General features: G+C 68.7%; 16 protein-coding genes. 8 read left to right on the top strand and 8 right to left on the bottom strand.

Annotated features, from left to right (window positions below; all coding sequences use genetic code 11):
• Window positions 1-5: 5 nt before the first annotated feature.
• Both nucS and WFM69_RS00915 read right to left on the bottom strand, forming a co-directional pair.
• Window positions 6-701, bottom strand: coding sequence for an endonuclease NucS (gene nucS, locus WFM69_RS00920; protein WP_105668731.1), 696 nt, complete (start codon window positions 699-701; stop codon window positions 6-8).
• 56 nt (window positions 702-757) lie between these two features.
• Window positions 758-1,996 carry an MFS transporter gene (locus WFM69_RS00915; RefSeq protein WP_337000724.1) on the bottom strand — a complete coding sequence of 413 codons (1,239 nt, stop codon included), beginning with the start codon at window positions 1,994-1,996 and terminating at the stop codon, window positions 758-760.
• A 60-nt stretch (window positions 1,997-2,056) separates the two neighbouring features.
• Between WFM69_RS00915 and WFM69_RS00910 the strand changes: the two genes are divergently transcribed.
• Window positions 2,057-3,118, top strand: coding sequence for a LacI family DNA-binding transcriptional regulator (locus WFM69_RS00910; protein ID WP_337000722.1), 1,062 nt, complete (start codon window positions 2,057-2,059; stop codon window positions 3,116-3,118).
• A gap of 3 nt (window positions 3,119-3,121) precedes the next feature.
• Here the strand turns inward: WFM69_RS00910 and WFM69_RS00905 are convergent, their stop codons facing one another.
• Window positions 3,122-4,615, bottom strand: coding sequence for a hypothetical protein (locus tag WFM69_RS00905; protein ID WP_337000720.1), 1,494 nt, complete (start codon window positions 4,613-4,615; stop codon window positions 3,122-3,124).
• Window positions 4,616-4,734: 119 nt separating this feature from the next.
• On the opposite strand from WFM69_RS00905, the gene WFM69_RS00900 reads away from it, so the two are divergent.
• The 7 genes from WFM69_RS00900 to WFM69_RS00870 all read left to right on the top strand — a co-directional run bounded on the left by WFM69_RS00900 (window position 4,735) and on the right by WFM69_RS00870 (window position 12,293).
• Window positions 4,735-7,704, top strand: a complete 2,970-nt coding sequence (locus tag WFM69_RS00900) for a Na+/H+ antiporter subunit A (RefSeq protein WP_337000718.1) — start codon at window positions 4,735-4,737, stop codon at window positions 7,702-7,704.
• Window positions 7,704-8,303, top strand: a complete 600-nt coding sequence (locus WFM69_RS00895; RefSeq protein WP_337000716.1) for a Na(+)/H(+) antiporter subunit C — start codon at window positions 7,704-7,706, stop codon at window positions 8,301-8,303. The genes WFM69_RS00900 and WFM69_RS00895 overlap by 1 nt, the downstream gene beginning before the upstream one ends.
• Window positions 8,300-9,850, top strand: coding sequence for a Na+/H+ antiporter subunit D (locus WFM69_RS00890; protein ID WP_337000714.1), 1,551 nt, complete (start codon window positions 8,300-8,302; stop codon window positions 9,848-9,850). The genes WFM69_RS00895 and WFM69_RS00890 overlap by 4 nt, the downstream gene beginning before the upstream one ends.
• A complete protein-coding gene (locus tag WFM69_RS00885) occupies window positions 9,850-10,443 on the top strand; it encodes a Na+/H+ antiporter subunit E (RefSeq protein WP_337000712.1) in 594 nt (197 codons plus the stop codon). The genes WFM69_RS00890 and WFM69_RS00885 overlap by 1 nt, the downstream gene beginning before the upstream one ends.
• Entirely contained in the window at window positions 10,440-10,709 is a 270-nt protein-coding gene (locus WFM69_RS00880; RefSeq protein ID WP_337000710.1) for a monovalent cation/H+ antiporter complex subunit F, read from the top strand. Before WFM69_RS00885 ends, WFM69_RS00880 begins: the two co-directional genes overlap by 4 nt.
• Window positions 10,706-11,095, top strand: a complete 390-nt coding sequence (gene mnhG / locus WFM69_RS00875; RefSeq protein WP_337000708.1) for a monovalent cation/H(+) antiporter subunit G — start codon at window positions 10,706-10,708, stop codon at window positions 11,093-11,095. The genes WFM69_RS00880 and mnhG overlap by 4 nt, the downstream gene beginning before the upstream one ends.
• Before the next feature lie 250 nt (window positions 11,096-11,345).
• Window positions 11,346-12,293, top strand: a complete 948-nt coding sequence (locus WFM69_RS00870; protein WP_337000706.1) for an endonuclease domain-containing protein — start codon at window positions 11,346-11,348, stop codon at window positions 12,291-12,293.
• A gap of 33 nt (window positions 12,294-12,326) precedes the next feature.
• Here the strand turns inward: WFM69_RS00870 and WFM69_RS00865 are convergent, their stop codons facing one another.
• From WFM69_RS00865 to WFM69_RS00845, 5 genes are all read right to left on the bottom strand, one after another.
• Complete coding sequence (locus WFM69_RS00865; RefSeq protein ID WP_337000704.1) at window positions 12,327-13,088, bottom strand: alpha/beta fold hydrolase; 762 nt, start codon at window positions 13,086-13,088, stop codon at window positions 12,327-12,329.
• Window positions 13,089-13,117: 29 nt separating this feature from the next.
• Window positions 13,118-15,763 carry a penicillin acylase family protein gene (locus WFM69_RS00860; protein ID WP_337000702.1) on the bottom strand — a complete coding sequence of 882 codons (2,646 nt, stop codon included), beginning with the start codon at window positions 15,761-15,763 and terminating at the stop codon, window positions 13,118-13,120.
• Window positions 15,764-15,896: 133 nt separating this feature from the next.
• Complete coding sequence (locus WFM69_RS00855; RefSeq protein WP_337000700.1) at window positions 15,897-17,732, bottom strand: YhgE/Pip domain-containing protein; 1,836 nt, start codon at window positions 17,730-17,732, stop codon at window positions 15,897-15,899.
• The gene (locus tag WFM69_RS00850; protein WP_337000698.1) at window positions 17,729-18,595 is read right to left on the bottom strand and encodes a hypothetical protein; all 867 of its coding nucleotides are present in this window, start codon (window positions 18,593-18,595) and stop codon (window positions 17,729-17,731) included. Before WFM69_RS00850 ends, WFM69_RS00855 begins: the two co-directional genes overlap by 4 nt.
• Entirely contained in the window at window positions 18,592-19,251 is a 660-nt protein-coding gene (locus WFM69_RS00845) for a TetR/AcrR family transcriptional regulator (protein WP_337000696.1), read from the bottom strand. The genes WFM69_RS00850 and WFM69_RS00845 overlap by 4 nt, the downstream gene beginning before the upstream one ends.
• Window positions 19,252-19,324: the final 73 nt, after the last annotated feature.

Below are 19,324 nucleotides of genomic sequence, written 5' to 3'. Positions count from 1 at the left end.
GGCAGTCAGAACAGCCGGGGGATGCCCGACTCGATGCCCTTCATGTCGTCGTAGTCGAGCACCAGGCAGCGGATGCCACGATCCTCGGCGAGCACGCGGGCCTGCGGCTTGATCTCCTGCGCGGCGAACACGCCCTGCACGGGGGAGAGGTGCGGATCGCGTCCGAGCAGCTCCAGATAGCGGGTGAGCTGCTCGACACCGTCGATGTCACCGCGGCGCTTGATCTCGACCGCGATCGCGGCACCGTCGGCATCCCGCACCAGCAGGTCGACGGGGCCGATCGCGGTCGGGTACTCGCGGCGCACGAGAGTCGCTCCCTCGGAGATGCGCTCCACCTGCTCGGCGAGGAGGCGCTGCAGGTCGGCCTCGACGCCGTCCTTCTGCAGCCCGGGGTCGATACCCAGTTCGTGGGAGGTGTCGTGGATGATCTCGTAGATCTGCACGCGCAGCGCATCGCCCGTCTTCTTGTGGGTGACGCGCCACACCTCGACCACACCGGCGCTGGCCTCCTCCTCGCCCGGGGTCTCGCTCGACAGCGAGCACGGCGGGCTCATCCAGTTCAGCGGCTTGTAGCTGCCGCCGTCGGAGTGCACGAGCAGACTCCCGTCTCCCTTGTGCACGAGCAGACGCGTGGCGAGGGGGAGATGGGCGTTGAGCCGACCGGTGTAGTCGACCGAGCAGCGGGCGATGACGAGACGCACCCGTCGAGCCTATGCCATCCGCGTCGGAGCATCGGCGCGGGTCGAAGCCGTGTGCGTCAGCCTCGCTCGGAGCGTACGACCGGGGTCTTCTCGTCATCGCGCAGTGGCCGGGCTGCACCCGAGAACAGCCCGGACATCACCACCAGCGCCACCAGGATGAACAGCGTGTTCAGCAGGCCGATGTGCTCGCTGATGAGACCCAGCACAGGCGGTCCGCCCAGGAAGGAGATGTAGCCGATCGTCGCGGCGGCACTCACGCGGGCCGCCGCCTTGGCGGGGTCGTCGGCGGCGGCCGACATGCCGAGCGGGAAGCCGAGAGAGGCGCCGATGCCCCACAACGCCGCGCCGACGAGGACGAGCGGGAACGTGGGCGCGAGGATGAACAGCAGGATGCCGGATGCGGCCGCGACGGCGAGCACACGCAGCACCACGACCCGGCCGAAGCGATCGACGAGTGGTCCGCCGAACAGGCGCACGACCGTCATGCCGACCGAGAACACGGCCAGTGAGACCGCGCCGGTGCCCTCGCCGAAGCCATGGCCCTGCTCGGTGCCGAGTGCGATCCAGTCGTTCGCGCCGCCCTCGGCGAACGACATGCCCAGCATGACCACGCCGATCAGGTAGGTGCGAGGTTCGCGCCATGCCTCGAGTGCCGTGTGCATGCGGGCGCGGAACGCCGGCTTCTCGTGCGCTGCCGGATCGAGCGCGGCCTCGCGCACGGGAACCTGGAAGAAGCAGACGATCGCGATCACGGCGATCAGGGAACCCATGATCGCGGCATGGGTGGCCACGTTGAGGGCGAGTTGCGCGGCGAGGGCGCCGATCCCCGCGCCGATGACCGTGCCGAAGCTGAAGAACGCATGGAACACGGGGAGGATCGTGCGACCCATCTGCTGCTCGATGGCCGTCGCCTCGACGTTCATCATCACGTCGACGGATCCGTTGCCGAACCCGAACAGCGCCATGCCGATGAGGACGACCGGAACCGAGGCGAACACGTTCGCGCCGAGCCCGACCAGCACGATGCCCGCGGCGAACATCAGCATGGTCAGGAGCATCCCGCGGCGTGCGCCGGTGCGGGCCATGACGGCAGGGCCGGTCGAGATGCCGATGATCGACGACGCTCCCATGCCGAGCAGGATCAGCCCGACCTGCGCATTGTCGAGACCCAGCGCCTCTTTGATCCCGGGCACGCGGGACGCCCACGTCGCGATCGACAGGCCGCTCGCGAGGAAGACGGCGAAGATCGCCGCGCGCCAGCGCACGAACTGCGAACGGGTGAGGGGAGTCTCCATGGCGAAGAGCTTATCGAATCGATTCGACCCGAGGGAACAGGAGCGAGCTATCCTCGAAGTATGAGCAGTCAGGAGACGCCGCGTCGTCCCACGATCGCCGACGTCGCGCGGGAGGCGGGCGTGGCGACCTCGACCGCCTCCGTCGTGTTCAGCGGCAAGGCCAACGTCGCCGCCGCGACGCGGGAGCGGGTGCTGGCCGCCGCGGCGGAACTCGGCTACGCCGGACCGGACCCGCGGGCGGCCTCCCTGCGTCGCGGACGCAGCGGCATCGTCGCGGTCGTGCTCGAAGGCCACCTGCGCGCGGCGTTCCTCGATCCGGTCTCGACGGCCATGATGGACGGCCTCACCGACGGTCTCGCCGACCTCAGCGCCGGCATCCTCCTGATGCGCGACGAGCCCGGCGACGAAGGCAGTGCGATCACCAACGCCCCCGTCGACGCCTTCGTGCTCATCGGATGCTCGGCCCGCACGCGGGCCTCGCTCGAGGTGGTCCTCGGTCGAGGGCTGCCGGTCGTGGTGATCGAAGGGGATGCGGGGGAGGGCGTCCCGCGCATCACGCTGGACAACGTCGCCGCCTCCGCCGACGTCGCACGTCATGTGCGCGATCTCGGTCACACCGACGTGGCGCTGGTCACCCTTCCGCTCGACACCGACCGTGAGCGCGCGCCCGTGACGCCGGAGCGCGTCGAGAACGCCACCGTCGACGTGACAGTGCACCGCCTCGCGGGCCTGCGACAGATCTTCCCCGATGCCCCGGCCATCTCGGCATCCGGCAGCCTCATCGACGAAGGCGTGCTGGTCGGTCGCATGCTGCTGGCCGATCCCGCTACGAGGCCGACGGCGGTGATCGCGCAGAGCGACCTGCTCGCCGTGGGCGTCATCCGCGCGGCGGAAGAGCTGGGGCTGCGGGTTCCGGAGGATCTGTCCGTGGCCGGTTTCGACGGCATCGAGGTCGACGGCCTGGGTGACCACACCCTCACCACCAGCGTGCAGCCCGCTGTCGAGAAGGGCCGCGCGGCGGGCGAACAGGTCGCACGAATGCTCCGCGGCGAGGCGGGCGTGACGCAGGACCTCACCTGCCGGTTCCGTGCCGGGACGACGACCGGCCCCGTACCGCGCTGACGTTCAGCTTCGCTGCGGCCCGAGAGGCAGCGCGGTGTCGCCGAAATCGAGGATGCGGTAGCGGCCGCACTCGATCGTCCCGTCGGGGATCGCGGCCAGTTGCCACGGCACGGTCTGCGCATCCTCCACGAGGAAGGTGACCCCTCCGACCGCGAAGTCATGCCGATTCACCAGCCACGCATAGCCATTCAGCTCATGGTCGACCTGCACCAGCTGCGAAGGTTCGTCGAGGTGCAGCTTGGGCAGGCGTACGGTCCAGAACTGCCCTGCGCCGGTGCGGCCGGAGGCGTTCACCCATGACGTCACGCACTGCAGGTCGGGATCGGCCGACGCAGACGCTGCCACGAGTCGCGGGATGCTCAGGGAGCCGGCGACCACGAGGAGCGCGGCGGCGGTCGCCGCGAGGATCGATCGGACCCGGATCGGTGCTCTCACGGTGCTCGGCATCGCGACGAGCGCGAGCACCGGAGCGAAGACCGCGGGCTGGAGATACCGGGCCGCGTGCGTGCCGAGCGCGATCGCCCCGACCACGACCAGCAGCGGCATGACCCAGCCGATCGCCGCGACGAAACGGGAACCGGCATCGTCGGCGCGGAATGAGCGGACCACCGCGAGCACGAGAAGAGCGAGCACCAGCAAAGACCCGACGACCCCGGCGGGCGTCGAGAGGCGGTCCGCGAGCAATCCGCCGTAGTACTCCAGCGACTGCATCCACTCCCCGGGCTGCACGTACCCGGCGCCGGTGTTCGCGATCCATGCCTGAAGCGGAATGCGACCGAGGAAGCCGAGCGCTGTCCCGATGAGGAGCACGGCGAGGACCACTCCCATCCGGACGCGTTGCTGTGAACGGAACGACATGGCGGCGAGGAGGAGAAAGATGGGGACGGTCGCCCACGCCGCGTAGAGGGGGTTCGACAGGGTGGAGATCGTCGCCGTGGCTCCGAGCGCGACGAAGAGTCCGATGCCACGGCCCGTGAGGTCGAGCAGCCGACGGACCAGACCGACCGACAGCACGACGGCGACCACGGTCGCCGAGTAGTACGTGGTGGTCAGCTGCAAGGAGGCGAGCTCGAGCGCATCGCGTGACGCCGAGGTCTCGGTCGTCGCGATGATCGCGAAGGCCGCCACAGCCAGCAGGGCCCACGCGACGGGTGCCATGTCGGTGTGTCGCCGCCCGGCAACGAGACGGAAGGCGCCATACAGGGCGAGCATGTTGACGACGGCATTGATCGCGAGCACACCGTTCACCGGCAGGGGCAGCACCGCATCGAGGGCGGTGAACACCGCGGACTCCGGGAGGAACAGCACGCTCGACATCGCCCAGTCGAGCGGCTGACCGGAGAGCAGAGACCGCGAGAACATCGCCACGATCAGGGAGTCTCCGTCGCGGAACAGCAGCTCCGCACGAGCGGAGGACGCGACCTGCGCGGTCGATGCGACGGCGATCGCCAGGGCGCCGATCCACCCGGCAAGCTCTCGCATCCACACCCGCCGCATGCGCCCACTCTGGCACGATCGCGCAATCGTGGACCTCAGCACGCTCTCGCGCCGGTAAACTGGACGGACACCCGCCCGCCTGTGCCAGTAGGCCGACGAGCCCCTAGGGAGCCGCGTATATGCTCACGCTCCTCGCCGTGTTCCTCCTCGGGTCGCTGTTGATGCCCGTTCTGGTGCGCTGGCTCGGAGCACAGGCATTCGCCATCGCCGCGCTCGTCCCCGCCGCCGCTTTCGTGCAGGCGCTGGTCATGACGCCGCAGGTGCTCGACGGCAACGCGCCGTTCGAGTCGGTCGAGTGGATCCCACAGCTCGGGCTCAATCTGTCGATGCACATGGACGTGCTCGGGTGGGTGCTCACCCTCATCGTCACCGGTGTCGGCTCGCTCGTGCTGCTCTACTGCCGCTGGTACTTCTACGAGGACACGGCGGGCATCGGCCAGTTCGCCGGCGTGCTGCTCGGCTTCGCGGGCGCCATGTACGGACTCGTCCTCACCGACGACCTCGTGATGCTCGTGATGTTCTGGGAGGTGACGAGCATCCTCTCGTACCTCCTCATCGGGCACTACCGTCGCCGCGCGGCCAGCCGACGTGCGGCACTGCAGGCCCTGCTCGTGACGACCCTCGGCGGGCTCGTGATGTTCGTGGGCGTCGTGCTGCTCGTGGTCGACACCGGCACGACGAGCATCCAGCAGATCCTGGAGATCGCACCGACCGGACCCCTCGTCGATGCCGCGGTCGTGATGCTCCTGATCGGCGCCATCAGCAAGTCGGCGCTGTTCCCCTTCCACTTCTGGCTCCCCGGAGCGATGGCCGCGCCGACTCCGGTCAGCGCCTACCTGCACGCGGCCGCGATGGTGAAGGCGGGCATCTACCTGATCGCCCGCTTCGCCCCGATCTTCGCCTTCAGCACCACCTGGCGACCCATCGTCATCACGCTCGGCATCGTCACGATGCTGCTCGGCGGCATCCAGGCGCTGCGCGAGACCGACCTCAAACGCATCCTCGCGTTCGGCACCGTGAGCCAGCTCGGGTTCTTCGCGATCGTCGTCGGATACGGCACGCAGGCCGCCGCGCTCGCGGGTCTCGCCCTGGTCATCGGGCATGCCCTGTTCAAGTCGGCACTGTTCCTGATCGTGGGGGTCATCGACCGTCAGCTGTCGACCCGTGACATCAACGAGCTCTCCGGCGTCGGCAGGCAGGCGCCGGTCATGGCCACGGCGGCATTCATCTCGGTGGCCTCGATGGCGGGCATCGCGCCCACCATCGGCTTCGTCGCCAAGGAATCCACGCTCACCGCGCTCCTCGACGACGCGCAGGGCGGTTCCCCGTGGGGACTCGTCGCCCTCATCGGCGTCGTCCTTGGTTCCATGCTCACTGCGGCATATGGCGTGCGCTTCCTCTGGGGAGCGTTCTGGAAGAAGCGCGACGAGCAGGGACAGCAGCTGCCGGACACCGCCTGGCCCGACCCGCCGGTCGGGTTCCTGTCCGCGCCGATCATCCTCGCCGGGGTGACTCTCGCGGCGGGCATCGGAGCTCCTGCGCTCGACGTGGCGCTGCAGGGATACGCCGTCACCGCGACGCCCGGCCTCGATCATGCGGGCGAGGCCGTCGAAGGCCCCGGCCACCTCGCGCTCTGGCACGGCTTCGAGCCCGCGCTGGGCATCTCGATCCTCTCGATCCTCCTCGGGTTCGGCCTGTTCCTCCTCACCCGCAGGACCGGGTGGGACCGCAAGACGCGGATGCTGCCGTTCACCGCCGCCGACGTCTACTACCTCGTCATGCGCGGAGTCGACCGCCTCTCGGTGCTCAGCACCACCCTCACGCAGCGCGGTTCGCTGCCGGTCTACGTCGGCACGATCTTCGTGGTGTTCGTCGCCGCCGAGGTGACCGCCCTGATCGCGAGCGACATCGACCGCTACAACCTCTCCGCCTGGCACACGCCCGCCCAGATCGTGGTGGCGCCGATCATGGCCATCGCCGGCGTCTTCGCCGTCCGCGCCCAGAAGCGCTACACGGGAGTGGTGCTGGTCTCGGTCACCGGACTCGGCATGGTGGTGCTCTTCGCGACCAGCGGTGCCCCCGACCTGGCTCTCACGCAGATCCTGGTCGAGACGGTCACCATGGTCACGTTCGCGCTCGTGCTGCGTCGACTCCCCGCCCGGATGGGCGAGCACAACGCCTCGGTGGGCCGCGTCCCCCGCGCCCTGCTCGCGATCGGCGTCGGCGTGACCATGGCCTTCGTCGCGGTCGTCGCCACGCAGTCGCGCATCGCGAACCCGATCTCGGAGGCGTTCCCGAAGCTCGCCTACGAGATCGGTCACGGCAAGAACGTCGTCAACGTGGCGCTGGTCGACCTGCGCGGCTGGGACACGATGGGCGAACTGTCGGTGCTCGTGCTCGCCGCGACCGGTGTCGCATCGCTCGTGTTCGTCACGCATCGCGCCGACCTGCTCGCCGCCACCAAGAACCTGCCGCGGGCCACGCGCAAGGCCGCCCGCAGCCGCCCCCTCGTGGAGACCACCGAGGGCATCCGCTTCCAGACCTCCGAGAACGAGAGCAGCCCGCGCGCCTGGCTCGTCGGCGGCCAGAAGATGAAACCCGAGAACAGGTCGATCCTGCTCGAGGTGATCGTGCGCATCCTGTTCCACACCATCATCGTGGTGTCGATCTTCCTGCTGTTCTCCGGACACAACCTGCCGGGAGGCGGCTTCGCCGGCGGCCTCGTCGCGGGCATGGCCCTGGTGATGCGCTACATCGCGGGTGGTCGCTGGGAGCTCGGCGCCGCCGCGCCCACCGACGCCGGACGATTGCTCGGCGCGGGCCTCATCCTTGCCGTCGGGACGGCCGTGGTCCCGCTGTTCTTCGGGATGGCACCGCTCACCAGCACGTTCTGGGAGTGGGAGATCCCCGGCATCGGCCACATGGAGTTCGTCACGTCGACCATCTTCGACATCGGCGTGTACCTCGTCGTGATCGGCCTGGTGCTCGACGTGCTGCGCAGCCTCGGCGCCGAGGTCGACCGGCAGGCGGCGCTGCGCACCACCCCCGGCCCTGAGGGCTTCCTCGCGCGCGGCGGGGGGAGCAGCTGATGGATGTCTCGCTCACCCTGATCGTGATCATGGCGGTCCTCTTCGCGTGCGGCGTGTACGCGATGCTCGAGCGCAGCCTCACGCGGGTGCTGATCGGCTTCCTGCTGCTCGGCAACGCCACCAACCTGCTGCTGCTGATCGTGATGGGCGTTCCCGGCAACGCGCCGTTCTTCGGCACCGACGGGCAGATGAGCGATCCGCTCCCGCAGGCGCTCACGCTCACGGCCATCGTGATCACCTTCGCCGTCTCGGCCTTCCTCCTCGCGCTGATCTACCGCTCCTGGCAGCTGGGACAGGCCGACACGGTCGAGGATGACGAGGCCGACATCGCGCTCCGCGAGCGCACCGACGCCGACGAAGACCTCATGGACGACGAGTCCGAGACCGACGACGACGAAGCGACCACCGACTTCGTGGGCGTGCAGACCGCGCCGATCACCGTGCTGCACATGCGCGATCACCCCGCGATCCACGACGACGCGCCGTTCGACGCTCCCACCGGCTGGGGGAGCGAACCGTCCTCCTCCCCGGACGACGGTGACGAACCGCGCCCAGACGAACCCCATGACCGCGACGAGGACGAGGAGGACAGGACATGACCTCCCTCGTCCCTCTCCTGGTCGCGCTGCCGCTCCTCGGCGCGGCGGTCACGCTGGTGTTCGGTCGCAACGCCCGGCTCCAGGTCGTGGTCACGGTGGCCACCCTCGCCGCGGTCTCGATCATCGCCGCCGTGCTCCTGGTGGTGGTCGACGCCGGAGCTCCGCTCGCGGTCTCGGTCGGCGGCTGGCCCGTGCCGTTCGGGATCGTGCTCTACGTCGACCGTCTCGCCGCGCTGCTGGTGCTCATCTCCAGCGTCGTGCTGCTCGCCGTGCTCCTGTTCTCGATCGGCCAGGGCGTCGCGGACGGCACCGATGAGACACCCATCTCGATCTTCAACCCGTCGTACCTGATCCTCGCGGCAGGTATCTTCAACGCCTTCATCGCGGGCGACCTGTTCAACCTCTACGTCGGCTTCGAGATCCTGCTCGTCGCCTCCTACGTGCTGATCACGCTCGGCAGTACCGAATCCCGCATCCGCACCGGCGCCGTCTACATCGTCGTCTCGCTGGTGTCGTCGATCCTGTTCCTCGCGTCGATCGCGATGATCTACGGCGCGCTCGGCACGGTCAACATGGCGCAGATCGCCGAGCGGATGTCGGAGCTCCCGCAGGAGACGCAGCTCGTGCTGCACCTGATGCTGGTCGTCGCGTTCGGCATTAAGGCCGCCATCTTCCCGGTGTCGTTCTGGCTGCCGGACTCGTACCCGACCGCGCCGGCGCCGGTCACCGCGGTGTTCGCGGGCTTGCTGACCAAGGTCGGCGTCTACGCCCTGATCCGCACCGAGACGCAGCTCTTCGCGTCGAACAGCATCAACACGCTGCTGCTGATCATCGCGCTCGCGACCATGATCATCGGCGTGCTCGGTGCCGTGGCGCAAGCCGAGCTCAAACGCATCCTGTCGTTCACGCTGGTCAGCCACGTGGGCTACATGATCTTCGGTCTCGCGATCGCCACCCCGGCCGCGATCGGAGCCACGGTGTACTACATCGTGCACCACATCGTCGTGCAGACGACCCTGTTCCTCGCCGTCGGTCTCATCGAACGTCGCGCGGGCAGCACGTCGATCCTGCGTGTCAAGGGACTGCTGAAAGTCGCGCCGCTGATCGCGATCCTCTACTTCGTACCCGCCATCAACCTCGGCGGTCTGCCGCCCTTCTCGGGATTCATCGGCAAGTTCGCGCTGTTCGAGGCCGCGGCCCAGATCGGCACACCGCTCATGATCGTGCTGATCTTCGGCGGCATCATCACCTCGCTGCTCACCCTGTACGCTCTGATGCGCGCATGGAACCTCGCCTTCTGGCGCGAGGAGGAGGACTCCACCGAGACCGAGGGACGCATCTCGTACCTCGGCAACGCTCCCGCGGCCGATGAGCAGCAGGAGACGCGTCGCATCCCGAAGATCATGACACTCGCGACCGGCGGAATGGTGGCCGTGACCCTCGCCCTGACGGTGTTCGCGGGTCCGCTGTACGCCCTCTGCGACCGCATCGGCGCCGGGCTGCTGCAGCCCGTGAACCTCGTGCAGCTGCAGGAGGAGGTGGGCTGATGGGACGTGAGACCCGACGTCACCTCTGGCACGACATCCGCGTGCAGCTGCCGTTCCTCGCGTGGCTCGTGGTGCTGTGGATGCTGCTGTGGGCGCAGTTCACCGTGCTGTCATTCCTGACCGGACTCGTCGTCGCGATCTTCGTCACCCGTGTCTTCCGTCTTCCGACGGTCGCGCTGTCGGGGCGCATCAACCTCTGGTACGCCGCACTCTTCGTCGTGCAGTTCCTGTTCGCGGTGCTGCGCGGTGCGCTCGCGGTCACGGTGCAGGTGTTCGACTTCCGGCGCCAGCCCGGCACAGCCATCATCGCGGTGCCGCTGCGCTACGCCGACGACCTGGTGATGACGCACGTCGCCGTCGTGTCGTCGCTGATCCCCGGATCACTGATCGTGGAGACCGATCGCGACCGCCACATCCTGTACCTGCACGTGATCGGCGTGCGCACCCTCGACGACGTGGAGAAGCAGCGCGCCGGAGTGCTCCGCTGGGAGCGCAGGGTGGTGCGTGCGCTCGGCGACCCCGCGCAGTATCGTGCGCTCAGGGCCGACGAGCGCGCCGGTCTCACCGGATCGATGAAGGGCGGTGCCCGATGAACCTCCTGCTCCTGGCGATCATGGTCGTGTTCGGCATCGCCGCCGTGCTCGCCCTGATCCGCATCGTGCGCGGCCCGTCGATCCTCGACCGTGCCGTCGCCTCCGACGTGCTGCTCACCGAGGTGATGTGCGTGCTCGGTGCCGAGATGGCGATCAACGGTCACACCCGCAACATCCCGGTGCTGCTGATCATCGCGGCGATCGGCGTGTTCGGCTCGATCGCGGTCGCCCGCTTCGTCGCGAGAAGGGACAACACGACACCATGAACGTGTTCGGTCTCATGATCCCGGATGCCGTCATCGATGTGGCGGTCCTGGTGCTCATCCTGCTCGGAGCGATCCTGTGCCTCTCAGCGGCCGTGGGTCTGCTGCACTTCCGCGACGTGCCGACCCGTCTGCACGCGGCCACCAAGCCGCAGGTGCTCGGGCTGCTGCTCATCTGCATCGCGATCGCCCTGTCGCAGCGTTCCATCGGCGGTATCCTGCTCGGATTCGTGCTGGTCGCCCCGATCGTGCTGATGCAGTTCGCCACGGCGCCGCTCTCGGCGCACATGGTCGGACGCCAGGCCTATCGCAACGGCACCATCGAGCAGCGCGGCCTCGTCGTCGACGAGCTGGCCGAGTCGAAGCAGACCCCTCCCGCCGCCGGCTGACCGCCCTCGCGTCCGCAACTCCTCAAAGAACTTGGGTTCACAATTCAGGACTTTGTGCGCCAGATACAAGCCTCGGCGTGGCGCTCGCGACCAAGCGCGCCTTTCTTCCTGAGTTGTGAACGTCTGAGGGAGCGGCTGGTGACCTTCACGGGGTCGGGCGGAAGCCCTGCACACTCCTGAAATCGACTGGAGTACTCCACATCGGGACCATGCGCCGTTTTCTCCGGCAGGTCTTCGACACGCTCTCTGTGTGCCGACTCCCACACCACAACAACTGGCAACCACCGTGTTCGCACCGCAGGTACATACGCGAGACGACCTTCTGCACCAAGGGCTGACCGCGCGTCAGATCACCTCCTCCGTCCGGGCAGGCAGACTCATCAGACTGCGACGGAACAGATACGGACGTCTCGATCTTGACGACACGATCGCAGCAGCGGTCCGCGTAGGCGGCAGGCTCACCTGCCTTTCACTTCTGCAGATCCTCGGAGTCTTCGTGCTGAGAGTCTCCGCGGTGCATACGCAGGTGCCGGCCAACAGTTCCCGACTGGGCGCACCGACATCGGGCGGGGTGCGCGTCCACTGGGCGGATGAGCCGGAGCACGACCTCCTCCACGTGACCTCACTCCGCGCTGCGGTCATCCACTCCCTGCGCTGCCAGTCACCACGTGCGGCCGTGGCGACGCTCGACAGCCTCGTGCATCACGGGCTCGTCACCAGGACGCAGTTGGAGGCGATGTTCCTGGAGTTGCCGGTTCGCTTCCGGACTCTTCTCCGCCTCGTCGATCCTTCCGCGGAGTCGGGCCCTGAGACGTTCGTTCGGCTCATCCTCCGCGCACTGGGGGTCTCCTACGAGACTCAGGTGCTCATCGTGGGTGTTGGCCGTGTCGATTTCATCGTTGACGGTTGGCTCGTCGTCGAGTGCGACAGCAGGACGTTCCACGAAGGATGGACGAAGCAGAAGCAGGATCGTGAGCGGGACCTTGCCGCTGCGCGCCTGGGGTATGTGACGGTCCGCCCGCTGGCAGCCGACATTCTTAATCGCCCCGACACGGTCGCTGATGCCCTTCGGGATGTCATCGACGTGCTGGGCCCGAAGTTCACATCCCGCCCGCGATCACAACTCAGGAGGACCACACCGGAACAGGGGCGCCGGAAGACAAGCGGACGCAGAGACGGGTCCCGTCCTGAGTTGTGAACGCGGTAGCGCGGGAAGAACCTCCCGCAGGCGTCAGAGCTTCGCGGCGAAGGCGTGGATCAGGCGTGCGGCGGGCTCCGAGTCGCTGATCAGCGTGCCGTGCCCGTGGTCGGGGATCACTTCGAGGTCGGCGCCGGGGATCGCGTCGATGATCTCGCGGCACCAGCTCATCGGGGCGAGCGGGTCGCTCTCGCCGCGCAGCACCAGCACGGGGCACTCGATGCGGACGAACGCGTCCTCCGGTTCGTGCACGATGGTCGCGCGCATCTTGCGGAACAGGTGGGGACCGCCCCGCAGGTACTCGCGGGCTCCGCGCCAGATCACCAGGGGTCGTTCGCCGATGAGGTCCATCAGCAGGTAGCGCGCCTGCGATTGGATGTTGCGGGCCGCCTTGTTCACGGTGGGCCCGGCCAGCACGACCCCTTCGACGAGGGCGGGATGCCGCGCGGCGAGCTCCGCCGCGATCTGGCTCCCCATCGAGTGGCCGATCACCACGACGGGCTCGGCGTTCACGTGCTCCAGGTAGGCGGCCACGAGGTCGGCGTGCCGCTCCATGGTGAGGGTGCGCGTGGGCTCGGGTGCCTCGCCGAACCCGGGCAGGTCGAGGGCGATCACGCGCCCGTCGAGTCGCTGCACGATGTCGAGGTACACGCTGCGCCCCATGCCGATGCCGTGCAGCAGCAGGTAGGTGTGCGGTCCTTCACCGAACGTCTCCGCGATGAGGGTGGCGCCGCCGTGCTCGAACTCCAGGAGTGTGGCGGGGGTTCCTTTGGGGGCGAGGTAGCTGGACGGCACCCGTCAACGGTATCCGACGGAAACCGTGCTCAGCCTGCGGGGGTCAGCACCAGGGTGTCGACGACCGCCGCCTTCACCGCCTTGGCGGAGAACGCCCACGGCTTCTGCACGCCGGCCGCCCAGTCCGCGGTCTGGGCGGTGTAGTGCTCGTGGAAGGCGTGACCGGAGGCGCCGGTGAGGTGGATCCAGGTCGAGGCGTCGAAGTCGGACAGGTCGACCACCATGCGCATCGACGGCACCGTGGTGGTGGCGTACGAGACACCGAGCTCCCACCCGGTCGCGTTCACGACCGAGGCCCCGCCGCTCACAGGGAAGGGTCCGCGGTTGAACAGCGCCTCGACCGGGGCGATGCCGGATGACCCGAGGGTGTCGCTGGTCAGGGTGATGGCGTGCAGATCGCCCCAGTTCCACCGCGCGGTCGCCGTCCCCTGCAGTCCGGCGAGCTCGTCGTAGGCCTGCTCCGCTGACAGCGCGAGCATCTGCTCCATCCCGTCGACGTCGATCTTCGGGTTGACCCAGAGCGGATCGCCAGGGTTGTCGAGCATGTCGCCGACGACCGTGAAGAGTCTGCCCTGACCGTCGATCGGCAAGGGCTGCTCACGGTTCGCGAAGATGTTCTGCACGAGGTTCGACCACAGCACGTTGGCGTAGGCGGCGGCCGAAGACGATGCCGCGTTCTGCGCATCCCACGCCGTGAGCAGTCCCACGGCCTCGGTCGGTCCGGCACCGGACACCTCGACATCGCTCATCGCCGCCGCGAGCCGCTTGCCGATCCACATCTCGTCGTCCATCTGGATGTCGCGCATGTCCTGCGCAGTCAGGGGCGCCGCGGCCGAGAGCCGTTCGATCAGGTGCGCGATGCGTGCGGCGCGGTATCCGTAGTCCCAGTCCCGGGAGAGGAAGTAGGCGTAGTCGTCGGTCACGATCGCGTTGTTCGCGGTGACGATGTAGCCGGACGCCGGGTTGTACGACACGGGCAGTTCCTCGAACGGGATGAAGCCCGTCCAGTCGTAGCTGCTGTCCCATCCCGGCTGCGGCATCCATCCATCGCCCGCACCGCGGATCGGGAGGCGACCGGGCGTCTGGTAGCCGATGTTGCCCTCGGTGTCGGCGTAGATGAGGTTCTGCGCCGGCACGTCGAACAGCGACGCGGCGTACCGGAAGTCGTCGAAGTCCTGCGCGGTGGAGAGTGCGAAGATCGCGGTCGCGGTGGTACCGGGGTCGAGGGCCGTCCACCGCAGGCTCACCGCGTATTCGGCATCGTCCTCTGCGGCGGGCAGGGGGGCGGCGGGGGTGCCGACCTCGGCATCGAGTGCGGGCTCCGGATCGTCCGCGATCACGGTGAAGTCGTCGGTGAGGCCGGAGATGATGGGGCCGTGCACGGTGGACCGGATAGTCAGCTCAATGTCGTCGCCGCCCGCGACCTTGATGGTCTCGGTGCTCTCCTCGAGGGGTACCAGGGCGCCGTCGCGCCAGTACTGGTCGCCTTCGACGCGCTCGATGTAGAGGTCGGTGACGTCGGTGGTGAGGTTCGTGAAGCCCCAGGCGACGTGCTGGTTGTGGCCGATCACGATCCCGGGGAGGCCGGAGAACGAGAAGCCGCCGACGTCGAAGGGGCACGCCTCGTTCACGGTCGAGCACTTCAGCTGCACCTGGTACCAGACCGAGGGGAGCGATGCCCCGAGGTGCGGGTCGTTCGCGAGCAGGGGCATGCCGGATTCGGTGAGTTCGCCGGAGACGACCCAGGAGTTCGAGCCGATGCCCTCGCCCACATCGCCGACGAGCACGCTCGCGGCTTCGATGACGTTCGACGTCTCCTCCCACTCGATCGTGGTGGACGCCTGCTGGATCTCGCCGTCGGTCTCCGTCGGCGTGTACGCGGCGGGCTCGGCGCCGGTACCGACGGCGGGGACCGTGGAGATCTTCGGCACGATCACCGGATTCTCGTCGAAGGGATAGTCCGGGTAGAGCTTCTTCAGCAGGTCGCCGGTGTCTGCGGCATTGCCCAGCTGCGCGGCGAGGAGCGACCGCTCGGTCTCATCCTCGATGTTGCCGCGGAGGTCCCAGGCCATGGCCTTGAGCCAGGCGACCGAGTCGGCGGGCTCCCACGGTTCGGGCGTGTAGTCGGGGTTCTGCAGGCCGATGACCGCGTACTCGAGCGACAGCTCGGCGCCGGAGCGGCTGGCGAGGTACGCGTTGACGCCGTCGGCGTAGGCCTCGTAGTACCCGAGGGTGGTGTCATCCATCGCCGCGACCTCGGCTTCGGCGACCTTGCGCCAGCCGAGCGTGCGGAGGAAGGCGTCGGTGCCGGCCTGTGATTCGCCGAACATCTCGGCCACGCGGCCCGCGGTGACGTGCCGGCGGAAGTCCATCTCGAAGAACCGGTCCTGCGCGTGCACGTACCCCTCCGCATAGAAGAGGTCGTCGGTGGAATCGGCGGTGATGGTCGGGACGCCGCGCTCGTCGCGCTGCACTGTGACCTGTGCCTGCAGCCCGTCCAGCTCGATGGTCCCCGCGGTCTGCGGGAAGGAGCGCTGGATGGTCCAGGTAACGAAGAACGCCGCGGCGACCGCGATCACGACGATCCCGGCCACGACGAGGAACGCGATGCGTCCGATGCGAACGCCCAGCGAGGGGCGCGAGGGTACGGCGGACTCCAGCGAATCGGTCATCATCGTCGAGAACTCTTTCGGGTAGACAGGTGGAACTCAGTCCCACCGAGCCCCAGTGCGCGTCTCAGGTCCGCGCCCTCGCATCATATCCGGCGCGCGCTCGCCGCGGGGGTCCGGTCCGCGGCGAGCGGCGGCCTCATCCGATCAGGCTGGGCTGCAGATCGCGCAGGGTGCGTCGGTGCGTCATCCGGGTCACGCCGATCATCGCGAGCAGCAGGGCGCCGACGAGCCACACTCCGAGCACCGCGAGATCCCATCCGGCTCGTGCGTAGTCGCCGCCGTACATCAGCTGGCGCATCGCATCGACGACGTAGCCCAGCGGCAGCACGTGATGCAGGGCCGCGAGCGGTGCCGGCAGCGTCTGCCACGGGAACGTGCCGCCGGCCGTGACCAGCTGCAGCACCATCAGCACCAGCCCGAGGAACTGCCCGACCGAACCGAGCCACACGTTGAGCGCGAGGATGATCGCCGCGAACGTCGCCGAGGCGAACATCATCACCCCGAGCGTGCCGAGCGGATGGTCGAACGTGAAGCCGAGGGTGAGGGCGAGGATGCCCATGAGCCCGAGCATCTGCACGGCGCCGAGCATCGCGGGCGTCAGCCAGCCGGCGAGCGTGATCCGGATCGGGGAATGCAGGGCCGTGATCGCGCGCCGCGAGATCGGCTTGACGATGAGGAACAGCGCGTAGATGCCGATCCACGCCGACAGGGCGGCGAAGAACGGGGCGAGTCCTGCGCCGTAGTCCTCGGCGGAGGCGACCTTGTCGCTCGACACCTTGACCGGGTCGGCAATGGTGTCGGCCTGCAGGGAGCGCAGTTCGGGGGTGGATTCCGGGATGGCGTTCACCCCGTCCGAGAGCCCGTCGCGCAGTTGGGCGGTGCCGGATGCCAGCGTGGCGAGTCCGTCGCGCAACTGTGCTGCTCCGTCGTTCGCGGCGGAGGCTCCGGCGGCGACCGTGCCGGCGCCGCTCGCGAGATCGCTGGCCCCGGAGGCGAGGGTGGCGGCACCGGCGGCGAGCTGGTCGACCTTGCCGACCGCGTTCTGCACCTGGGTGTTGCCCTCCTGCAGGCGGGCGCCGAGCGGGTCGAGCTTGGCCAGGACCTGGTCGATCTCCTCGGGGGTGAGGCCCTGGTCGGCGAGCACGGTGGCGATGTCGGAGCGCACCTGGGGCAGGGCGTTCGTGGCCTGTTGCACGGCGGAGCCGGCGCGGTCGGCGACGTCGGCGAGCTGCCGGTTGCCGGCGCTCACCTGCTGTGCGCCGTTCGCGAGCGTCTGCGCCCCGGCGGCCAGCTGCGCCGTGCCGTCGGCGAGTTTCGCGGTGCCGTCGGCGAGCGTGGAGCTGCCGGATGCCGCAGTCCCGGCACCGTCGGCCAGTTGCGTCGCACCATCCGTCGCGGTGACCAGGCTGTCGCGCACGTCGCTGAGTCCGGTGAGCAGACGCTCTGCGGCCTCGCTCCCGACCATCTCGGCGACCGAGCTGCGGATCTTCTCCACGGCCTGCGTGCCCATCGATGACGCCAGGTAGTTGTTCGCGTCGTTCGTCTCCAGCTCGATGCGCGCCTGGTGCGGATCGGTGCCCGCTGCCGAGGTGAGCGCGGCCGAGAAGTCGGCGGGGATCGTCACGGTGAAGTCGACGGTGCCGTGTCGCAGAGCCTCGGCGGCGTCGTCCGCCGACATCCGCTGCCAGTCGAAGGCGTTGCCCTCGATGAGGTTGTCGGCCACGTCCTCGCCGTAGTTCACGGTCTCGCCGGTCGCCTGCTCGGTGCCGGTGGTGGGCGCGGGGGCGCCTTCATCGTCGACCACGAGCGCGACGGGAACCTCGGGGAACTTCGCGTACGGGTCCTGGTTCGCCCACAGATAGAGGCCTCCGTAGAGGATGGGCACGCAGATCAGTGCGACCAGGGCGAGGATGCCCATCCTGCTCGCGGTGAGGCGCCGGAGCTCGGCGGCGATCATGGCGGGAACCTTCATCGCTCGTCTCCGTCCTCTTCGTGGTTGTTGGGGTCTTCGTCGGGGGGTTCTTCGTCTATCGCGGGTTCTTCGTCGGTGGGTTCTTCGTCTATCGCGGGTTCTTCGTCGGTGGGGCTCTCGTCGGTCGAAATCGGCCCCGGAAGCGAGCCTGCGGGATCGTCTTTGACCTCGTCATCGTCGTCGTCCGTCGTATCGGGGGCCGACTGCTCCTCGACGGCTTCGTCGAGCACGAGCGGCTCGACGGGGCCGGAGGCGTTGATGGCCTCGAACTCGTGCATCCGCTCCAGTGCGACCGCTGCGGAGCCTCCGACGATCACGAGCATGGCGTAGCCGCGGTCGGCGAACTCGCCGGCGATGCGCCACCAGCCGTCGGGGCTGCCACCGTGACGGTCGGGCGACACGAGCACGACGCCCTCGACGCCCGATCGCAGTACCGCGAGTTCACACAGGATGCGCACGCGTGCGGCGGGGTCGATGTTGCCGATCGGCACGGATGCGAGTTCCCCGAAGCCCAGCTGGGTGAGCCAGCGCCGCGCGTGCAGCGGGGTGGCGGCCACGCCCGCGAACATCAGCTCTTCTCCGACGACGCCGGCGAGGGTGATGTCGGGGTGCGGATCGCTGACGTCAGGGGCGTCGACCAGGGCCACGCGGCGACGCAGCGCCTTCGGGTCGGCTGTGCCGTCGATGCTGACGCGGCCGGAGTCGGGTCGCATGCGACCGCTCGCGATCAGGCCGAGCACGGTGGGGCGCTGCTCGGTCTCGGCGAGGGCGAAGCGCACGGATCCGGTGTGGAACTCCAGCGACATCGAGGGGAGTGCCTGGCCGTTTCGGCCCTTGCTCACGTCTTGCAGTGCGATCTTCATGCGCGGCTCTCGGTGTCGGTGTCGGTGTCGGTGTCGGATGTGTCGAGTGTGGATGTCCCGATGTCGGGGTGTGCGGCGAGCAGTTCGTCCGCTTCGCGCCAGGACAGCCCGGCGATGCTCAGCACCGCGCGTACCGCGAGGTTGGCGGCGCCGGAGCTCGCGGCATCCGTGCGGGAGATGACGGTGCGCGCCATCTCCTCGATCAGCCGCGCGAGGGTCGGGGCGGCCAGATCGGTGCGGAAGCTGCCGTCGTCCTGCCCGCGGCGCACGAGTGCCGCGACGGTGCGTCGCAGGGGGGCGAGTGCGTCGGCGGTGTGCTCGACGTGGGCTTCATCGAGGGCGAGTGCGGCGGCCACCTGCACGTGCGCGGCTTCCTGCCAGAGGAGGGCGGCGAGGCGGGCGAGCGCGAGGCGGGCATCGGCGTCGTCGATCGAGGCGGCGATGGCGTTGAAGCGCTGGGCACCGCTGGAGATGAGCTCGCGGATCAGGGCATCGCGGTCGTCGAAGTGTCCGTAGAGCGTGCGCCGCGAGAGCCCGGCGCTGCGGGCGATCACGTCGACCGAGGCGTGCGGGTCGAGAGCCAGGGTCGAGCGGGCGGCGGACAGGATGCCGGCGCGATTCTCGACGGCATCGCGGCGGGGTGCACGAGTGGTCATGACGTTCATTGTACGGATCATGCACATCAGTGTGCAAGATAGACATGGGATTCACAGCGGGCGCCCGGGTGGG

Source organism: Microbacterium sp. LB12, assembly GCF_037150835.1.
Taxonomy (GTDB): domain Bacteria; phylum Actinomycetota; class Actinomycetes; order Actinomycetales; family Microbacteriaceae; genus Microbacterium.
This window is presented reverse-complemented; position numbering and strand designations above follow the sequence as displayed.

Excerpts from the sequence above, each read along its gene's own strand:
- WFM69_RS00880 (WP_337000710.1), top strand. The coding sequence starts at position 10,440 with ATGAACCTCCTGCTCCTGGCGATCATGGTCGTGTTCGGCATCGCCGCC.
- WFM69_RS00900 (WP_337000718.1), top strand. The coding sequence starts at position 4,735 with ATGCTCACGCTCCTCGCCGTGTTCCTCCTCGGGTCGCTGTTGATGCCC.
- WFM69_RS00855 (WP_337000700.1), bottom strand. The coding sequence starts at position 17,732 with ATGAAGGTTCCCGCCATGATCGCCGCCGAGCTCCGGCGCCTCACCGCG.
- WFM69_RS00910 (WP_337000722.1), top strand. The coding sequence starts at position 2,057 with ATGAGCAGTCAGGAGACGCCGCGTCGTCCCACGATCGCCGACGTCGCG.
- WFM69_RS00895 (WP_337000716.1), top strand. The coding sequence starts at position 7,704 with ATGGATGTCTCGCTCACCCTGATCGTGATCATGGCGGTCCTCTTCGCG.
- WFM69_RS00915 (WP_337000724.1), bottom strand. The coding sequence starts at position 1,996 with ATGGAGACTCCCCTCACCCGTTCGCAGTTCGTGCGCTGGCGCGCGGCG.
- WFM69_RS00905 (WP_337000720.1), bottom strand. The coding sequence starts at position 4,615 with ATGCGGCGGGTGTGGATGCGAGAGCTTGCCGGGTGGATCGGCGCCCTG.
- WFM69_RS00860 (WP_337000702.1), bottom strand. The coding sequence starts at position 15,763 with ATGATGACCGATTCGCTGGAGTCCGCCGTACCCTCGCGCCCCTCGCTG.
- WFM69_RS00845 (WP_337000696.1), bottom strand. The coding sequence starts at position 19,251 with ATGACCACTCGTGCACCCCGCCGCGATGCCGTCGAGAATCGCGCCGGC.
- WFM69_RS00885 (WP_337000712.1), top strand. The coding sequence starts at position 9,850 with ATGGGACGTGAGACCCGACGTCACCTCTGGCACGACATCCGCGTGCAG.
- WFM69_RS00850 (WP_337000698.1), bottom strand. The coding sequence starts at position 18,595 with ATGAAGATCGCACTGCAAGACGTGAGCAAGGGCCGAAACGGCCAGGCA.
- WFM69_RS00890 (WP_337000714.1), top strand. The coding sequence starts at position 8,300 with ATGACCTCCCTCGTCCCTCTCCTGGTCGCGCTGCCGCTCCTCGGCGCG.
- mnhG (WP_337000708.1), top strand. The coding sequence starts at position 10,706 with ATGAACGTGTTCGGTCTCATGATCCCGGATGCCGTCATCGATGTGGCG.